Annotated in this window: 13 protein-coding genes and 1 pseudogene; 2 read left to right on the top strand and 12 right to left on the bottom strand. The window is 71.7% G+C overall.

Going from position 1 to position 16,512, the window contains the following annotated elements:
* Positions 1-79 precede the first annotated feature (79 nt).
* The 7 genes from pheA to ACFXBC_RS21465 all read right to left on the bottom strand — a co-directional run bounded on the left by pheA (position 80) and on the right by ACFXBC_RS21465 (position 7,467).
* Positions 80-1,015 (bottom strand): prephenate dehydratase, encoded by a 936-nt coding sequence (gene pheA, locus ACFXBC_RS21495; protein ID WP_385026599.1) that lies wholly within the window; start codon positions 1,013-1,015, stop codon positions 80-82.
* Positions 1,016-1,077: 62 nt separating this feature from the next.
* Entirely contained in the window at positions 1,078-2,370 is a 1,293-nt protein-coding gene (gene efeB, locus ACFXBC_RS21490) for an iron uptake transporter deferrochelatase/peroxidase subunit (protein WP_385026596.1), read from the bottom strand.
* Between the two features lie 6 nt (positions 2,371-2,376).
* Positions 2,377-4,422, bottom strand: a complete 2,046-nt coding sequence (locus ACFXBC_RS21485) for a copper resistance protein CopC (RefSeq protein WP_385026593.1) — start codon at positions 4,420-4,422, stop codon at positions 2,377-2,379.
* A gap of 12 nt (positions 4,423-4,434) precedes the next feature.
* Positions 4,435-4,977: a copper chaperone PCu(A)C gene (locus tag ACFXBC_RS21480; protein WP_385026590.1), complete on the bottom strand. Its 543-nt coding sequence runs from the start codon at positions 4,975-4,977 to the stop codon at positions 4,435-4,437.
* On the bottom strand, positions 4,974-5,654 hold the full coding sequence (locus ACFXBC_RS21475; protein WP_385026587.1) for an SCO family protein: 681 nt from the start codon (positions 5,652-5,654) through the stop codon (positions 4,974-4,976). The genes ACFXBC_RS21480 and ACFXBC_RS21475 overlap by 4 nt, the downstream gene beginning before the upstream one ends.
* Before the next feature lie 38 nt (positions 5,655-5,692).
* Positions 5,693-6,514, bottom strand: a complete 822-nt coding sequence (locus ACFXBC_RS21470) for a YcnI family protein (RefSeq protein WP_385026584.1) — start codon at positions 6,512-6,514, stop codon at positions 5,693-5,695.
* 107 nt (positions 6,515-6,621) lie between these two features.
* Complete coding sequence (locus tag ACFXBC_RS21465) at positions 6,622-7,467, bottom strand: hypothetical protein (protein WP_385026581.1); 846 nt, start codon at positions 7,465-7,467, stop codon at positions 6,622-6,624.
* A gap of 269 nt (positions 7,468-7,736) precedes the next feature.
* Between ACFXBC_RS21465 and ACFXBC_RS21460 the strand changes: the two genes are divergently transcribed.
* Positions 7,737-8,222, top strand: a complete 486-nt coding sequence (locus ACFXBC_RS21460; RefSeq protein WP_385026578.1) for an ATP-binding protein — start codon at positions 7,737-7,739, stop codon at positions 8,220-8,222.
* A 190-nt stretch (positions 8,223-8,412) separates the two neighbouring features.
* On the opposite strand, the gene ACFXBC_RS21455 is transcribed toward ACFXBC_RS21460, so the two are convergent.
* On the bottom strand, positions 8,413-9,897 hold the full coding sequence (locus ACFXBC_RS21455; RefSeq protein WP_385026575.1) for an aminopeptidase P family protein: 1,485 nt from the start codon (positions 9,895-9,897) through the stop codon (positions 8,413-8,415).
* 131 nt (positions 9,898-10,028) lie between these two features.
* Entirely contained in the window at positions 10,029-11,624 is a 1,596-nt protein-coding gene (locus tag ACFXBC_RS21450) for a PP2C family protein-serine/threonine phosphatase (RefSeq protein ID WP_385026572.1), read from the bottom strand.
* Positions 11,625-12,139: 515 nt separating this feature from the next.
* On the opposite strand from ACFXBC_RS21450, the gene ACFXBC_RS21445 reads away from it, so the two are divergent.
* A complete protein-coding gene (locus ACFXBC_RS21445) occupies positions 12,140-12,865 on the top strand; it encodes a bifunctional DNA primase/polymerase (protein ID WP_385026569.1) in 726 nt (241 codons plus the stop codon).
* 626 nt (positions 12,866-13,491) lie between these two features.
* Here ACFXBC_RS21445 and ACFXBC_RS21440 read toward each other — a convergent pair.
* From ACFXBC_RS21440 to ACFXBC_RS21430, 3 genes and pseudogenes are all read right to left on the bottom strand, one after another.
* Positions 13,492-14,475, bottom strand: coding sequence for a DUF5926 family protein (locus ACFXBC_RS21440; RefSeq protein WP_385026566.1), 984 nt, complete (start codon positions 14,473-14,475; stop codon positions 13,492-13,494).
* 387 nt (positions 14,476-14,862) lie between these two features.
* Positions 14,863-15,406 (bottom strand): annotated as a pseudogene (locus tag ACFXBC_RS21435) (ATP-binding protein); the annotation flags it as partial.
* Between the two features lie 137 nt (positions 15,407-15,543).
* Positions 15,544-16,350, bottom strand: a complete 807-nt coding sequence (locus tag ACFXBC_RS21430; RefSeq protein ID WP_385026563.1) for a glycerophosphodiester phosphodiesterase — start codon at positions 16,348-16,350, stop codon at positions 15,544-15,546.
* Positions 16,351-16,512: the final 162 nt, after the last annotated feature.

Below are 16,512 nucleotides of genomic sequence, written 5' to 3'. Positions count from 1 at the left end.
GAGAACTCGACCCCACACCCCCGCGGCGGGGGGGGGGGGGAGACCCCCCCCCCCCCACCCCCCGTGCTCTGGCAGTCCTTCAGACCCGGCCGTCCTGGCTGCGCGCCAGCCAGTCCGAAGCCGCCACGAACCCCGGGTCCGAGGTACCGGACCGCAGCGCCCGTACGTCCTGCGCCGTCACCCCGGCCCGCGGATAGGAACCGAGGAACCGCACCTCGGGGCAGCTCCGCTTGAGCCCCATCAGCGCCTCGCCCACCCTGCGGTCCGAGATATGGCCCTCCGCGTCGATGGCGAAGCAGTAGTTGCCGATGCCCTCACCGGTCGGCCGCGACTGGAGCAGCATCAGGTTGACCCCCCGCACCGCGAACTCCTGCAGGATTTCGAGGAGCGCGCCGGGGTGGTCCTCGCGCTGCCAGACGACCACCGATGTCTTGTCCGCGCCGGTCGGCGCCGCGGGCCTGGCGGGGCGGCCCACCAGGACGAAGCGGGTCTCCGCGTTCTGCGCGTCGTGGATCTCGGTGATCAGCGGTTCGAGCCCGTACGTGGCGGCGGCGAACTCTCCGGCGAAGGCCGCGTCGTACCGGCCCTCCTGGACGAGCCGTGCGCCGTCGGCGTTGGACGCGGACGACTCCCACACCGCTTCGGGGAGGTTCGCCCGCAGCCAGTTCCGTACCTGGGGCTGGGCGACGGGGTGCCCGGTCACCGTCTTCACATCGGTCAGCTTCGTGCCCGGACGCACCAGCAGCGCGAAGGCGATCGGCAGCAGCACCTCGCGGTAGATCATCAGCGGCTCGCCGCCCGACAGCTCGTCGAGGGTCGCCGTGACACCGCCCTCGACGGAGTTCTCGATCGGTACGAGCGCCGCGGCGGCCTCCCCCGTCCGTACCGCGTCGAGCGCGGCCGGCACGGACACCATCGGAACGAGTTCGCGGGTGGCGGCCTCGGGGAGCGTACGCAGAGCCGCCTCGGTGAAGGTGCCTTCGGGGCCCAGATAGGTGAAGCGAGTGGCTGACATACGGTCACCCTAATGGCCCGTACGCCCCGGGTCCCGAGGTCCCGGGGCCCCGGACCGGAGCCTCAGTGGCCTTCGAGCAGGCGCTGGCCCACGTACTCGCCGCGGCCGGGTGCCCCGGGCACCGCGAAGAGTCCGCTGGCCTCGTGCCGGATGAAGTCCGACAGCGCGTCTCCGCGGTCCAGTTTCCGCTGCACCGGCACGAAGCCCCGGTTCGGATCGGCCTGCCAGCAGACGAAGAGCAGCCCCGCGTCCGGTGTGCCGTCCCCGCCGATTCCGTCGTGGTACGAGAAGGTGCGGCGCAGCAGAGCGGCACCGCCGTTCTGTTCGGGGGCCGAGATCCGCGCATGCGCGTTGTCGGGGATGACGAACTTGCCGTCGGGGCCGACCTTGGTCAGGTTCATGGCGGTCGTCTCGGTGCCCCCGGTCAGCGGGGCGCCGTCCTTCTTCCGCCGCCCGATGACCTGCTCCTGCTTCCCCAGCGGGAGCTTCTCCCAGTCGTCGAGGAGCATCCTGATCCGGCGTACGACGGCGTACGAGCCGCCCGCCATCCACTCCGGCTGCGCCTCCGCGCCTTTGCCGCCGCCCGCCGGCACGAAGATCCGCCGCTCGAAGTCGCTCTCCGAGGGCTTGGGGTTCCCCGTCCCGTCGATCTGGCCCATCAGATTGCGGGTGGTCATCGGCTTCGCGGTCGCACCGGGCGAGCGGTTGAAACCGTTCATCTGCCAGCGGACCCGGGCCGCCGAACCCGCCTCGTTCTGGAGTGCGCGCAGGGCGTGGAAGGCGACGAGCGGGTCGTTCGCGCCGATCTGCACCCACAGATCGCCGTTGCTGCGTTTGGCGTCGAGGTGGTCGGACGAGAAGTCCGGCAGCGGGTCGAGCTGGCTTGGGCGCTGCGCGGTCAGTCCGGTACGGGTGAAGAAGGAGCGTCCGAAACCGAAGGTGACCGTGAGGGACGAGGGTCCCGCGTCGAGTGCGATCCCGGTGTCGTCGCCGAGCGGCTCGCCCGCCATCATCCGTTGGGTACTCGCCGACCAGCGGCGCAGCAGCGCCGCGGCCTGGCTGCGGCCGGCGCCGGCTGCCAGGTCGAAGGCGATCAGATACCCGGTGGACTGGGCGGGCGTGGTGATGCCCGCCTGGTGCGCCGCGTGCGCGGATCCGCCGGAATCGCCGCCTCCGGCGGTGTTCGGCGCCGGGTGGAAGGCCACCTCGGTCGACCCGACGGTCGTCAGCGCGGCCGCCGGGTCGGACTCGGTCGCCGCGTGCGCTGCGGCTCCGCCGGCGGCGCCCACGACGAGGCCGCCCGCCCCCACCGCGCCCGCGGTCCCGAGCAGCCGCCTCCTGGAGATGTCGTTCATTGCTGGTCAGCCGATCTCCACCGTCTTGTTCACGGTGGTCTCGTCGATGTCGGACGTCCGTACGGTCACCGCGACGTCCCAGGCGCCCGCCATCGGGATCTGGACGTTGTCCGCGCTCCAATGTCCGGTGAACAGGTGGTCGGGCGCGACGGGCAGCGGCCCGATCCTCTTCGCCTTGAGGGTGAGGGCGACCCGCACCTCGGGGACGTCGTACGGCTTGCCCGCCGGGTCGTTCACGAAGAGGTGCAGCTGGTTCTTTCCGCTGCGGCCCGGGGTGAGTTCGAGCGCCGCTGTCCCCTTGCCCCTGGGGCCGCCGGTGTCGAACGGGAGCGTGGCATTGACCGGTCCCGAAGGCACCGCGGCGGTGGACGACGAGGTGCTCCGTCCGGCCTCCTCCTCGGTCCTGCCCGGCTCGGTGGTGGTCAGGACCGTCGTCACGGCCAGCAGCGCCACGGCGACCACGGTCTCGGCGAGCACCGATTTCCGGAGCCCGGTGCGGTGCGGGTCGGCGTCCCGTACCCGCCGCTCGCGCACCACGTCCCTGGCGGCCCGCTGCCGGGCGAGCTGGGCGGCGCGTCGCGGATCGGCGGGGGGATCGGCCGGCGGGCCACCGGGGGCGGTGGCGCTCTCACCGCCCTCTGCCTCTCCCGTCACAGCGGTCTCAGGGACAACAGCGGTCCCGGAAGAAGCGACGGCCTCCGGGACGGCCGCGCTCCCGGAAGCAACAGCCGGCGGCTGCGTGGCGACAGCCGCTTGCGCGGTGACGGCCGGCTGCGCGGCGACAGCCGTCTCGGAGAGCCGCGCCGTCCAGCGCCGGGAGAAGTACGCGATGCAGACGACCACCGCGACGAGCCCCACCTTGACCATGAGCAGCTGCCCGTATCCCGTACCGAAGAGCGCGGACCAGGAGCCGACCTGCCGCCAGGACTGGTAGAGGCCGGTCGCCGCCAGGGTGCAGACGGCTGCGAAGGCGATACGGGAGAACCGGCGCACAGCGGCGCGTTCGATGGACGGCGTACGGAACAGGGCGACGAGCAGCGCGGCCAGTCCGCCGAGCCAGACGGCGACCGCGAGCAGATGCACGATGTCGACCGGCATCGCGATCCCGGGCTGGAGGCCGACCGACGCGTGCTCGGTGAGCGCCCAGGTCGCGGCGATCCCGGCGGCGACGACGGTCCCGCCGACGGCCAGGCCGAAGGTGAGGTCCTTCCGCTCCTTCGCCGCCTCCGGCTCCGTGGCCGCCGCGCGCCGGGCGTACGCCCCGAAGAGCACGGCGACGAAGAGCGCGGATGCGCCGAGCAGCAGCAGTCTGGAGACGAGCGCGGCGCCGGGTTTGGTCTGGAGCACACCCTTGAGCGCGCTCAGGTCGAAGACGTCCGCCAGGTGCCCCGATCCCGTGTAGGGCGCTCTGAGCAGCAGAAGAACGAGGGTGGCCGCGGTCAGGGTCAGCCAGCCGCGTACGACGAGGCGCTGCAGCGCCCGTTCGTTCGCCCCGCGCTGCCAGCAGGCGATGACGAAGGCGGCGCCGCCGACCAGGATGATGAATCCGGCGTACGCGGCGTAGCGCGCGGCGCCGTAGAGGACGCCGACGAGCCCGCCGCCCACGTTCTCGCCGGTCGCGGAGACGGTGGTCTTCGACGGCGCGCCGATGGAGAAGGTGAAGGCGCCCGATACGGGGTGGCTGTCGGCGGAGATGGCCTGCCAGGCCACGGTGTAGGTGCCGTTGGCGAGGCCGGGGCGCAGGTCGACACCGTAGGTGACCTTGCTGCCCTTGGAGAGGTTGCGGAGTTTCGCGGTGTCGGAGCGCTTGCCCTTCGGGTCGAGGACGCGGATGGACTTGTTGTCCATGGCGACCTGTTCGGAGAAGGTGAGCGCGACATCAGAGGGAGCCTTGGCGACCACCGCTCCGGCCTTCGGATCGCTTCCGAGCAGGGCCGCGTGCGCGGAGGCGGGGGCGGCCGCGGCGAACAGTGCGCCGAGGACCGCCGCCGCGACGAGCAGCAGCCATGCGAGCGGAGGCCCGGAGCGCGGTGGGGCGGTGGTCGCCGTCATGGTGTCAGCTCCTCAACTGTGCTGCGGGTTGTAAGTGGGCTGCTTGACGGGAAGTTCGGCCTTGAGCACGCCGCCCTTCTCGAAGTGCAGTTCCACGGCGACCTTCTGGCCGCGCTTGGGCTGCTTCTTGAGGTGCATGAACATGAGGTGGTTTCCGCCGCGCTCCAGGTCCAGTTCGCCGTGGGCGGGGACCGGGAGGGACTTCACCGCGAGCATCTGCTGGTTCTTGGTCGTGTGCATGGTGACGTCGTCGGAGAGATCACTGGTGACGGAGGTGAGCCGGTCGGCCGTGCCGCCGCTGTTGGTGACGGTTACGAAGCCGGCGGCCATCCCGCTGCCCCCGACCGGCTCGGGCATGAAGGACTCGGTGACCTTCAGCTCGGGCCTGCCACCGGAGCGGCTGTCGGCCGAACCCGAACCCGAACCCGAACCCGATCCCGATCCGGAGCCCGAACCGGACCCCGATCCCGATCCGGACGAGGAACAGCCGGCCAGCGCCACGGCCGCCGCGGCGGCTATGGCGCAGACGGAGGCCGCCCGCCTGCCCCGGTTCACGGCTTCTCACCCCTGACGATCTTCGGGAGGTCCTTCGTGTAGTCCTTGACCGTGGTGTCCTCGCCGTACAGGAGGTAGCCCTTGTCCGTCTTCGGTGAGAAGGCGACGACCTGAGCCCCGTGCATCGAGACGATCGTGCCGTCCTTCTCCTTCTTGGTCGGGGAGATGCCGATGCCGATCTGGCGGGCCCCCGCCTGGATCTTCTTGAAGTCGCCGGTGAGCCCGATGAACGACGGGTCCTGCGCCTTCAGCCACTTGCCCAGCTCGGACGGGGTGTCCCGGCCCGGGTCGGTGGTGACGAAGACGACCTGGAGCTTCTTCTGCTCGTCCTTGGGCAGCGCCTTCTTCGCCACGGCGAGATTGCCCATGGTCAGCGGGCAGATGTCGGGGCAGTGCGTGTAGCCGAAGTAGATCAGCGTCGGCTTGCCCCTGGTCTCCTTGCGGAAGTCGAACTTCTTGCCGTGGGTGTCCGTGAGGACGAAGTCCGGCTTGGTGAACGGGGTGTCGAGCACCGTCGCCGCCTGCGTCTTGTTCTGGCCGGACACATCGGCCACCGCGCTCTTGCCGGAGCTGCTGCCGCTGTCGCTGCCGCAGGCCGCGAGGGAGAAGGCGGCCGCCACCGCGAGGGCGGCGGCCGTGAGCGACTTCATGTACGTGCTGCGTGTCGTGCTGTGCATGGAAGAACGTCCCAAGTGCTGTGGGTGGTGTGGGCCCGTCAGGCGGTACGGCGGCGGCCGGCGAGGACACCGAAGGCGACGCCCGCGATGCCGATGACGATGCCGATGACCCCGAGGATCCTGGCGGTGTTGTCACTGCTGTCCGAGGACGAGGCGGTGGCAGTCTTGGCGGGCGCGCCGCTGTCGCCCGATGATGTCTTGCCGGACGCGCTGCCCGGTGTGGCGCCGGCCGTGTCGGCGGCCGGGGTCAGCTTGAGTACGGGCGCCGGGTTCTGCGGCTCGTCGGCGCCGGGCTTCTGCTCCTCGATCCAGCGCACGACCTCCTTGTTCGAGTACGTCTGCAGAGCCTTGAAGGTCAGCTGGTCGGTGTTGGTGGGCAGCTGGCCCACGGACACCGGGAACTGCTGGAACTGTCCGGGCTCGATCTTCCCGCCGGTCCAGGTGACCTTGGTGACGGCCTTGTCGATCTGCTTGCCCTCGATGGTCAGCGGCTTGGGCAGCTTCGATGTGGTGACGTCGACCTTCCAGCCCGGCACGGGCTCCGGCATCACCGAGGCGAGCGGGTGGTCGGCCGGGAAGTTGACCTCGATCTTGGTGGTCGACGCGTTGTCGCGCTCGTTGGGGACCTTGAACGCGATCGTCGCGTAGCCGCCCTTGGCCGCGTCGCCCTGCGGCTGGACGGTGACGTGCGCGAACGCGGTACCCGCGAGCAGCAGGACGGAGGTGGCGGCGACACCGCCGACCACGGCGATACGGCGGGTGAGCCGGGGGCGCCCGTTCCTGAGGGAGCCGGCGTTCGGCGAGTCGGTGCTCGGCGAGTCGGTGCTCGACGGGCCGGCGTTCAGCGGGTTGATGCTCATACGGAACACACTCCACGGTGCGAAAAGGAAGGTGGCGACCCGCGCGCCGGTGCGCGCGGACAGCACGGCACCCGCTCCCGTCGCTTCTCGCGTGGGGAGGTGCCGCGTCAGGCTGCGAACGCGTAGACCGCGGGCGGCCCGCGCCTGATCACCGTGTGCTGGAGTGCTTCGCCCGCTCTCCACAGGGGCGCGGGGAGAGGCGCGTACCCGGCGCGCGGCCCCTGGGCGGGTGCTCCCGGAAGCCCGGAACGCAGGGCGCGTACCAGCGCGAGCGCGCCGCGCAGATTACGTACGAGCGCCCCCTCGGCAACACCGTGCGACTGCCGGGTCAGACGGAACAGCGCGATCTCGCCGCGCCGCATGACCCAGCCGGTTGCCAGGGCTGCCAGCAGATGGCCGAGCACCATGGGGAGGCTCGGCAGCATGAAGAGGCCCGTCGAGGCCGTGGCTTCCGCCATGTGGTGCGGTGCGGTGGGGGCGGCGGCACCCGCCGCAGGGTCGAGGCCGGCGGCGGCGACGATGCTGTGGGCCCTGGCGGCGCTCATCGGGGCGGCGCCCGCGCCGCAGACCAGCTTCCCGGCGAGCAGGACCAGGGCGGAACTGTCGCTTCCGGAGCCACCTGACCCGGCCGTACCGCCCGTTCCGGACGCCCCGCCCATGCTCATGGCGCCCATCGCCATGGCGCCGTGCTGGCCGAGCCCGAACACCGTGTGCAGCGCCAGCTGGCCCGCGGTCATCGCCGCGGCGATGCCGGGCAGCGAGCGCTCCCGCCCGGCGAAGGGCGCGGCCACGACGAACAGCCCGGCGAACCCGAGGGCCAGCGGCCACCAGGGGACGGCCGCGCCGGAGGCCAGCGCATGCCCCGTCCCGGCCAGCACGACGCAGACCGCGGTGAAGACCGCGGTCCTCAGAAGCCGTGGACCGGCTCCGGCGCGTACGGCAGAGGTAAGCATGGCCGGGCCATCATCGCACTGGGCCCGGGACCCGCATACGGCAGGTCCGGAAGGTCACCATCCGTCCCGCCGGGTCCCACTCGCGCCCCGCGGGGCCCGGCTTCCGCGCCCATGAACCCCACGGCGCACCCGGGACACACCCGCCTTACACCGACGCACGGTGCACGCGCGTCCGCCGAATGAGCGTTATCACGTCAACTGTGTGCTTACGCCCCCGGACCGCGGCAATACGTAACCGTAATGTCGAGCCGCAGCCAGGAGGCTGGAGCATGAGCATCTGGTGGTCTCTGCATCTGCGGCGTGAAGCCGCGAGCGTCCCGCTCGCCCGCCGTCTTCTGCTCGGTGCCATGGAGACCGCCGGCGTCGATCCCGAGATCTCCTTCGAGCTGTCCCTCGCACTCAGCGAAGCCTGCGCGAACGCGGTGGAGCACGGGGGGACCGGAGGGCCGGGCGCCACGTCACCGGGGTACCGGGTGACGGCGTTCCTCGACGGTGAGCGCTGCCGTATCGAGGTCACCGACTCCGGTCCGGGTTTTCCCGCCCGGCAGAAGCGCCGCGCCGCACCTCAGAACGTACTGGCACATCCGGCGGCACCGGCACCGGCCGCGGCCTGCGCCGAGAGCGGCCGGGGCCTGGAGCTGATCGCGGAACTCTCCGACCACGCCGACTTCCGGAACAGGCCGGGCCGAGGCGCGATGGTCCGCTTCGACAAGGTCCTGAAATGGCGCGAGGACGCACTCCTCAGGGCCTCGTGACCGGCCCGCGGCGCGACCGTACGGGCCGGTTCGGTCACCTGGCCGCGCCGGCGAGGCCCTCGTGACCTCCCGGCCCGTGTGAACGTACGAACTTGACCGGGGCGCGCCGGGTCAGTGGGGGGCCGGCCATGACACGGCCGGACTCACCCCCACTGGTCCCGCTGCCCGGTTCACCAGGCCCGCGGGCGGATCAGCCCTGCTTGACCGAGGCCATCCAGGTCTCGACCTCGTCGGCCCGGCGCGGCAGCGCCGACGACAGGTTCCGGTTGCCGTCCGCGGTGACGAGGATGTCGTCCTCGATCCGGACCCCGATGCCCCGGTACTCCTCGGGCACGGTCAGGTCGTCCGCCTGGAAGTACAGACCGGGCTCGACCGTGAGGCACATACCGGGCTCCAGCGTGCCGTCGACGTACGCCTCGGTGCGCGCGGCCGCGCAGTCGTGGACGTCGAGTCCGAGCATGTGACCGGTGCCGTGCAGGGTCCAGCGGCGCTGCAGGCCCAGTTCGAGCACCCGCTCCACAGGGCCTTCGACCAGGCCCCACTCGACGAGCCTCTCGGCGAGCACACGCTGGGACGCGTCGTGGAAGTCACGGTAGGCGGCGCCGGGCTTGACGGCCGCGATACCCGCCTCCTGCGCCTCGTACACCGCGTCGTAGATCTTGCGCTGGAGCGCGTTGAAGCGTCCGTCGATGGGGAGCGTGCGCGTCACGTCGGCCGTGTAGAGGGAGTGCGTCTCCACGCCGGCGTCGAGCAGCAGCAGTTCGCCGGAGCGGACGTCACCGTCGTTGCGCACCCAGTGCAGGGTCGTCGCGTGCGGTCCGGCGGCGCAGATCGAGCCGTAGCCGATGTCGTTGCCCTCGACGCGGGCGCGCAGGAAGAACGTTCCCTCGATGTAGCGCTCGGAGGTGGCCTCGGCCTTGTCGAGGATCTTCACGACGTCCTCGAAGCCGTGCACCGTCGCGTCGACGGCCTTCTGCAGCTCGCCGATCTCGAAGTCGTCCTTCACCGCGCGCGCCTCGGAGAGGTGGACGCGCAGCTCCTCGTCGCGCTCGGCGGTGACCTTGTCGGTGAGGGCGGACTCGATGCCGGCGTCGTAACCCCGGACGTTGCGGACCGGCCCGGTGGCCGCGGTGAGCGCGGCGGGCAGCTCGCGGACGTCCTTCGCCGGGATCCCCAGCAGCTGCTCGGCCTCGGCGAGCGAGTGCCTGCGGCCGACCCACAGTTCGCCCTGGCCGCTCAGCCAGAACTCGCCGTTCTCCCGGTCGGAGCGGGGCAGCAGATAGACCGTGGCGGTGTGCCCGCCGTCAGCGGCCGGTTCGAGGACCAGGACGCCGTCCTGGGTCTGGTCGCCGGTGAGGTACGCGTACTCGCTCGCGGCCCGGAAGGCGTACTCGGTGTCGTTGGAGCGGGTCTTGAGACGGCCGGCGGGGATCACCAGACGCTCACCCGGGAAGCGCGCGGAGAGCGCGGCGCGGCGGGCGGCGGTGTGTGCTGCCTGGGCGATCGGCTCCAGACCGTGCAGCTCGGTGTCGGCCCAGCCGGACTTCATGTTCGCGGCGAGCTCTTCGGACACGGCCGGGTAGAGGCCGTTCTTCCGGGGCTTGACGGCTTCCGCCGCCGGGTTCTCCAGGGATTCCGGGGTTTCCGGGTTCTCCGGGGTGAGCTCCTCAGACACGTTTCTGTCTCCTTGAGTACGACACTGGGCCCCCTCCATCGTACGGGTGTACGGAAGGGGGCCCAGGGCCGAAAGGCCTCTTACCGGGCGGCTCCCCGCACCTGCCGAGTCCGGCGGAACCCGTGCGGACCTCAGTCGAAACGGGCCGCCAGAATGACCACGTCCTCGGCGTCTTCCCGCTGGTCGGGACCGTCGGGGAGCATCGTCCGGAGGATGTGGTCCGCGAGCGCCGCGGGATCGTCCCGCAGCGCCCGCGGCAGGTTCGCCGCCGCCGAGTGGAGCCGGGCGTACGCCCGGTCCGCGGGGTCACCGGTGCGGCGCAGCAGCCCGTCGGTGCAGAGCAGAACCGTCTCTCCTGGTGCGGGTGAGAACTCCGCGCCCGGCGCTTCCCAGCAGGCGAGCATCCCCAGCGGCGCCGACAGCGAGGTCTCGACGAACTCGGTGCGCCGCTCGCCCGTGATCAGCGGCGGTGTGTGGCCCGCGCCGGAGAACACGACCGTGCGCCGCGCCGGTTCGCAGTAGGCGAAGAGCGCGGTCGCCGAGCGGGCGGGCTCGGTGAGCCGCAGCAGCAGTTCGAGGTCGGACAGGACCGCGACCGGGTCCTCGCCCTCCATGACGGCGTACGCCCGCAGCCCGGCCCGCAGCCGTCCCATCGCCGCGATGGCACTGGGGCCCGAGCCTGTGACCGATCCGACGGCGAGACCGAGTGCGCCGTCGGCCAGCGGCAGCGCGTCGTACCAGTCGCCGCCGCCGAGTGGCCCGGTGCGGTGGCAGGCGGCGAGCCGGACTCCGGGCACCCGGGGCAGCCGGCGGGGCAGCAGTTCATCGGTGAGGGCGGTCACGCGGGCGCGGGCACGGGTCAGTTCGACCAGCCGGGCCAGGTGTTCGCTCGCGTACCGCGCGTAGAGGCCGATGAGACGCCGGTGGCGGTCCGCGGGTTCGGCCGGTTCGTCGTAGAGCCAGACGGCCGCGCCGAGCGGTCCGGCCGTCGCGGTCGAGAGCGGGACGGCATAGCTGGCCGCGTAGCCGACGCGGACGGCGACCTCGCGGTGGCGCGGGTCGAGATGCTTGTCGCCGAGGATGTCGGGGGTGGCGACGCCATCGGCGGTGGCGTCGGCATCGGCCGGGGCGGCGGTGGCGGTGTTGGTGTGGGAGCCGCGCTGCGCGCCGGAGTGTGCGCCGGGGGGAGCGCCCGCGACGCCGTCGAGCATGCGTCCGTACGCGGTGACGCCGCGGGGAACCGTTTCGATGTGGCCGAGTTCGGCATGGGTGAGCCCGAGCCCCGCGGTGCGGGCGGGGCAGGGGCCGTACGCGGGGCCGTCGGGTGCCGGGGTGTCCGCGGGCTCCAGTACGACCAGGCCGCGGCGGGCACCGGCCAGGGAGGCACCCGCGCGCAGGAACTCCTGGAGCGCTTCGTCCAGGGTGCGGGTGGCGGCCAGCCTCTCGGTGAGCTCGTGCAGGGTGGTGAGGTCGAAGACCCAGCCGGCCAGCCGGTCCTGGATCAGGGCGCCGGGGGCCTGAACGGGGGCGGGGAGCGGTGCGGCAGTGTGCGCGGAGGCCGGGACGGTGGAGTCGATTCCAGCCACTTTCGGCAGGTGAGATGCGCTCATGGCAGCCGGCTTTCTGACTGGTGCGTTTCTCTCCATAGCATCGCAAATCCCCCTGCCATTCTGCGTAGCTACCAATGGATCCACATGTACACGCAGAAGCGAGGAGATGTCCAGCATTGTCCCCTTCGGCCCCCGGTGTCCGCGGGAGGATCCTGTCTCTCTCCAGTAGATAACCAACTTGGCTGGAAAGTGCCCCCCTGTGCGGCTATTTGATGTCGACTGAGGTCGTCCGGCAGAGCGTCACACCGACTGCGGTGGGTACGTAATCGGTGATGGCCAGGGGCAGTTGAGACCGCCCCGGAACCTGGCGGCAGGCCCGGACGTCTATACCGCTGTGGGTCACTCCCCATCCCCGAATGGCGGGGTCCGCGCAAGCGGCACAGTGGCACAGCTCTTCAGCGGCACGGCGATTCACCGGCACAGCGCACAGCACAGACAGCAAGCACAGACAGCACGGGACAAGTACGCGCCACGCAGCGCCACTCCTGGCCATGCTTGAGCAGTGAACTCGGTCCAGGCTCCGTCCTGCCGGTCATCGTCACCGCAGGCCAACAGTGTGTGTACGGACAGTGTCGCGACGTATCCATGGCGCGATGCGGACCTCGGCGTTCAACGGAAAGGAACGAGCGCCCATGCGCGAGATCCTCGGAAGGCGACGCGGACTCCGGTTCCGGCGCAGCGGGAGGCACGCCCAGCTCGATGCGGCGCTGACCTGCGCAACCGGCTGGCAGTGGCCCGTCGTTCCCGGCGTGGGGCACACGGCTGCCCCCGCCGGCCGGGAGCGCGGCTGCGGCTGCCCCGACCCGGAGTGCGTCGTGCCCGGCGCACACCCCTTCGACCCGGGACTCCTCACGGCGACCACGGACGAGCGCATGGTGCGCTGGTGGTGGACCAGCCGCCCCGAAGCCCCCGTGATCATGGCGACCGGGGGGCGTGCGCCGTGTGCGCTCAGCCTTCCCGCCGTCGCGGGCGCGCGCGCCCTGGTGGCGCTCGACCGCATGGGCGTGCGGCTCGGACCGGTCGTGGCGACGCCCACCCGCTGGTCGCTGCTGGTCGCCCCGTACTCACTCGAACGACTCGGTGAACTGCTGCACGCCAAGGAGTGGGTGCCCAGCTCGCTGCGGTTCCACGGGGAGGGCGGGTATCTGGTGCTGCCGCCGTCCGAGACCGGCAAGGGCCCCGTCTGGTGGGAGCGGGCCCCCGCACCTGCCCCGGCCGCACGGCCGCTGCCGGGCGCGGACGGCCCCGCCGCCCGCGGAACTGCGGCGCCCTGGCTGCCGGATGTGGAGACGGTGGTGGACGCGCTGGTCGAGGCGAGCACCGGCGCTCCCGGCGGCGGCAGCAGACTCGCCTACTGACAGCCGGGCGGCCGGACCGGCGGTCGCGCGGCGGCGACAACTCGTCCCCGGGGGCCGGGCGGCGCCCTGTGCGCGCACAGCCGGGGGCCGTCCCGTACGCCCGGTCCCGTACGCCCGGTCCTGTACGCGCACGCCCGGTCCTGTACGCGCACGCCCGGCGCGCGGAGCGGCCCGAGTCTGTGGTCAACCGGCCTGTGTGCGCTGCGGACAACTGCGTACCTGCGGATCCCCGCGTACACACCGTGAGGGCGCGGGACCGCCGGATCCGCGGTGACGGACCGGGCCCCGCGTTCCGTGAAAGGAGCCCCGCCCCCGCGTGAGCCGGTGCGCGCGACGCGCACACGGTGCGGGAGCGCGGCCGACAGCGCGCGGGCGGACGGCGCAGGGATGGCGCGCTACGGCAGTGCCCGCGAGGCAACTACGCGCTCCCCGCCGGGCATTGACAACCCGGGCATGGAAAGGCCCGGCCGTTGGCGACGGGGGATGCACCAACGACCGGGCTACTAGAACGGTAACAAGAGATCGGCGGTTCGCAAATTCGATCTCACGTATTCGGACAGCGACTTACCTGTCTGTACGGCCAGTTGTGATCGGAGTCACCTGCTGTCCCGCCCCGTTCGTCACTCTCAGCTGAGGGTCACCTGGCGGTTGGTGAGGCCGCCACGGGCCCGGCGCTCGTCCGGGGTGAGCGGGGCGTCGGTGGCCAGGGCGGCGGTGAGCCGCTCGGCGAACTCGGCTGCGGGCTTCTCGCACTCCTCGGCGTTCATCGCGCTCGGCAGGTCCCAGACCGGGACCGTCAGCCCGTGGGCCCGGAAGGACCCGACCAGCCTGGTGCCGACGCCGAGCGAGGAAGTGCCCGCGGCGTGCAACCGGGCCAGGGCGTCCAGAAGCTGCTCCTCGGGGTGGAGCATCACCCAGCGCAGATGGTTCTTCTCGGGGGTCTCGCACCAGTACGCGGAGTCCACCGACGTGAGCCTCGCGGTGGGGATGGCCGCCTCGTTCGCGCGCTCCAGCGAGGCGGAGACCTCCGGGGTGGCGTTCTCCGAGCCGGGCACCCAGAAATCGAACCCGGGGTGCACCACCGGCTCGAAGGGCGCGCCCGGGTCCAACAGCTCCTGGAGCCGGGGCCCGTCGGGCGCGGCCTGCTGACCGGCGACGGGGGTGCCGGGATCGGCGGCCAGCGCCCGCTGCAGGGTGTCGGCCAGGTCGCGGCTGAGGTCGCCGGAGGGGGTGTCGTTCTGCAGGCCGAGCAGGACGGAGCCGTCGTCACGGCGCAGCGCGGGCCAGGCCATCGGCAGCACGGTCGCGAGAGTCACGGACGGCACGCCGTCGGGCAGTCCGCCCTTGAGGGTGAGTTCCACGGTCGCCGCGGGCACCAGCTCGCGCAGCGCGACCCAGTCGCCCTCGCCGGGCAGCCCGTCGAAGGGGCGCTGGACCAGCTCGGTCACGGCGTTCGCGGCGGCCCGGCCGTGGCAGGCCTTGTAGCGGCGGCCGGAGCCGCAGGGACAGGGCTCACGGGCCCCCACCACGGGTACGTGCTCAGCGGCGCCTGCGGAGCGGGCCCCCTTGGTTCCGTGAGGGGCCTTCGTCTGAGGACGCTTCTTCGCCATGGTGCGGCTCTCTCCCGACTGCGCTGGACCTGTGTCTGGCGCGAGCCTATGGGATGTCCGCCCGTTCGCGCGGGGGCTCACGGAGAGCGGGCCGCTGCCGCCCACCCGTCCGGAGCCCGGTCAGTCGGTCCCGTCGCCCCCGTCGAAGCCCGGGAATCCCTCGAAGGCGTCGAATGCCTCGAACGCGTCCGAGAAGCCGGAGACTTCCGGGAACTGCGAGATCTCGGTGACCTCCGACAGCGCTGCGAAGCCCGCGACAGCCGGGACGACGGGAGCGGCCGGCGCGACCGGAACGGCCGGCACGACCGAAGCGACGGATGCGGTCGGGGCCTGGGCCTGGGCCTGTGCCGGGAAGCCGGTGGTCTCCGGCCCCTGGGCGGGCCCGGCCGCGGTGAAGTCCTCACGGCGCGCCTCGGTGAGGAGCACCCAGACGGTCACTTCGCCCGACGCGTTGTCCCGTACACCCCACTCCTGGGCCAGCGCACTGATGATGTTGAGCCCCCGGCCGCCCCGTGCCGTGACCGAGGGAGTGGCCGGAACCGGTCGGGTCGGACCGCCCCCGTCCGTCACTTCAACGGTCAGTCTGCCTGCCTTGTCCACGCGCCAAGCAGCGCGGACGTCACCGTCACCGATCTCCGCCCGGCCCAGCGGTCTGCCGTGCCGGCAGGCATTGCTGAGCAGTTCGGAAAGGATCAGTACCGCATCGTCGACGACCGAGTCGGACACTCCGGTCCTGCGCAGCTGATCGCGCATCCGGTGCCTTGCTTCCCCCACGCCCGCAGGGCCATGGGGTACGGCCATGCTCGACGACGCGGGCACTTCCTGTGCCACCACCAACGCCACCCCCGAGACCTCCTTTGCCCCCACGCCACCGATTGGATGCCCCAGTGGACTGGGCCGGAAACCGGCCAAAGGAGGCCCGGTGACGCATTCGACGTGCTCGAATACGGACCGAACGCGCCGGTGCACTCCCTGTCAGGGCATTAATCCGGCCGAAATACCATCAAAAAGGGCTAATAACCCGTAGGGCATCGAACGGCCTCAATGGGTCAAAGGCCTCAAGAAGCCTCAGATACGGCCCAGTTGGGACAGTACCTGCTTGGGGCGGTTGGTGATGATGGCGTCCACGCCCAGCTCCGCGCAGAGAGCGACGTCCTCGGGCTCGTTCACCGTCCACACATGCACCTGGTGCCCGGTCCGGTGCAGCCGCTCGACGTAGTCGGGGTGGCTCCGCACGATCCGCATACCGGGGCCGGCGATCCCGGCACCGGCGGGCAGCCGGCCGTCACGCAGCCGCGGCGAGAGGAACTGCAGCAGATAGACGGTGGGAATGGCGGGCGCGGCGGCGGCGATCCGGTGCAGTGAGCGGGCCGAGAAGCTCATGATCCGTACGGGCGACGACTCACCCGCCCCCGGTGAGTCCAGGCCGAAACGGGCCAGCGAAGCGAGCAGCTTCTCCTCCACCTGGCCCGCCCACCGGGTGGGGTGCTTGGTCTCGATGGCCAGCTCAACGCGCCTGCCCGAGTCGGCGACCAGCTCCAGGAGCCGGTCCAGGGTGAGGACGGACGTACTCTCCCGGTCCCAGTCCGGGGACTCCTCCCGGTCCCTCCAGTCCCGCCAGGACCCGAAGTCGAGAGCCGCGAGATCGGACAGCTCCAGCGCGGAGACCGCGCCCCGGCCGTCGGACGTACGGTTCACCCGCCGGTCGTGCACACAGACGAGATGGCCGTCGGCGGTGAGCCGCACATCGCATTCGAGGGCATCGGCGCCGTCCTCGATGGCGCGCGTGTACGCGGCGAGGGTGTGCTCGGGAACGTCCTCGGAGGCCCCCCGGTGGGCGACGACCTGGATGCTGTGCTGTCGTACGTGGGTCACCGCGTCATGGTGCCACCGTGGCGGGGCAGGCGAACGCGGAAGCGTACGGGCAGGTGTGTGAAGGCGCGGTTTCTTCTCCTTCTCGTCCTCCTCGTCTCCTTCTCGTCGTTCTCATCCTTCTCATCCGAAATAAAGGATGTGCGGAGAGGGTGCGGGGAGAAG

It is taken from the genome of Streptomyces sp. NPDC059398 (assembly GCF_042751845.1).
Taxonomy (GTDB): Bacteria; Actinomycetota; Actinomycetes; order Streptomycetales; family Streptomycetaceae; genus Streptomyces.
Note: the sequence above shows the minus strand (reverse complement) of the source record. Positions and strands in the feature narration are given on the sequence as shown.

What these genes read in the sequence shown, in the direction of transcription:
- pheA (WP_385026599.1), bottom strand. Translation starts at nt 1,015, where the DNA reads ATGTCAGCCACTCGCTTCACCTATCTGGGCCCCGAAGGCACCTTCACC.
- ACFXBC_RS21465 (WP_385026581.1), bottom strand. Translation starts at nt 7,467, where the DNA reads ATGCTTACCTCTGCCGTACGCGCCGGAGCCGGTCCACGGCTTCTGAGG.
- ACFXBC_RS21460 (WP_385026578.1), top strand. Translation starts at nt 7,737, where the DNA reads ATGAGCATCTGGTGGTCTCTGCATCTGCGGCGTGAAGCCGCGAGCGTC.
- efeB (WP_385026596.1), bottom strand. Translation starts at nt 2,370, where the DNA reads ATGAACGACATCTCCAGGAGGCGGCTGCTCGGGACCGCGGGCGCGGTG.
- ACFXBC_RS21450 (WP_385026572.1), bottom strand. Translation starts at nt 11,624, where the DNA reads ATGCTGGACATCTCCTCGCTTCTGCGTGTACATGTGGATCCATTGGTA.
- ACFXBC_RS21470 (WP_385026584.1), bottom strand. Translation starts at nt 6,514, where the DNA reads ATGAGCATCAACCCGCTGAACGCCGGCCCGTCGAGCACCGACTCGCCG.
- ACFXBC_RS21485 (WP_385026593.1), bottom strand. Translation starts at nt 4,422, where the DNA reads ATGACGGCGACCACCGCCCCACCGCGCTCCGGGCCTCCGCTCGCATGG.
- ACFXBC_RS21445 (WP_385026569.1), top strand. Translation starts at nt 12,140, where the DNA reads ATGCGCGAGATCCTCGGAAGGCGACGCGGACTCCGGTTCCGGCGCAGC.
- ACFXBC_RS21440 (WP_385026566.1), bottom strand. Translation starts at nt 14,475, where the DNA reads ATGGCGAAGAAGCGTCCTCAGACGAAGGCCCCTCACGGAACCAAGGGG.
- ACFXBC_RS21475 (WP_385026587.1), bottom strand. Translation starts at nt 5,654, where the DNA reads ATGCACAGCACGACACGCAGCACGTACATGAAGTCGCTCACGGCCGCC.